Origin of the sequence: Streptomyces morookaense (assembly GCF_013030945.1) — a bacterium.
Classification (GTDB): Bacteria; Actinomycetota; Actinomycetes; order Streptomycetales; family Streptomycetaceae; genus Streptomyces; species Streptomyces morookaensis.
In genome coordinates, this window is sequence record NZ_JABBXF010000205.1 from 1 (window position 1) to 651 (window position 651).

At 68.5% G+C, this 651-nt stretch carries 1 protein-coding gene and 1 pseudogene; both read left to right on the forward strand.

Annotation, left to right across the window (positions count from 1 at the left end):
* A pseudogene (locus tag HG542_RS34165) lies at positions 1-154 on the forward strand (calcium homeostasis/redox stress adaptation protein); the annotation flags it as partial.
* Between the two features lie 100 nt (positions 155-254).
* A partial coding sequence (locus HG542_RS34170; RefSeq protein ID WP_171088322.1) for a TerD family protein occupies positions 255-651 on the forward strand: 397 nt, incomplete at its 3' end.

The following is a 651-nucleotide window of genomic DNA, read 5'->3' on the forward strand; positions in this document are numbered from 1 at the left end:
CCGCTACGACCTCAGCGAGGACGCCTCGACCGAGACCGCCATGGTCTTCGGCGAGCTCTACCGCAACGGTGCCGAGTGGAAGTTCCGCGCGATCGGCCAGGGTTACGCCTCCGGCCTGCGCGGCATCGCCCAGGACTTCGGCGTCAACGTCTGACGTCCGCCGCCGCCCCGTCCGGCGCCGCATCCCGAACTCCGGGGTGCGGCGCCGGACATGCGCGACGGGCGCACATCACGATTCGGGGAGGATCAGCACCATGGGCGTCACGCTCGCCAAGGGAGGCAATGTCTCCCTCTCCAAGGCCGCACCCAACCTCACGCACGTGACCGTTGCCCTCGGCTGGGACGCGCGCTCCACCACCGGAGCCCCCTTCGACCTGGACGCCAGTGCGCTGCTGTGCGCCGGGGGGCGGGTGCTGGGCGACGAGTACTTCGTGTTCTACAACAACCTCAAGAGCCCCGAGGGTTCGGTGGAACACACGGGTGACAACCTCACCGGTGAGGGCGAGGGCGACGACGAGTCGATCCTCGTCGACCTCACCAAGGTGCCGGCCGCCTGCGACAAAATCGTGTTCCCGGTCTCCATCCACGAGGCCGAGTTGCGCGGCCAGAGCTTCGGCCAGGTGAGCAACGCCTACATCCGCGTGGTGAACC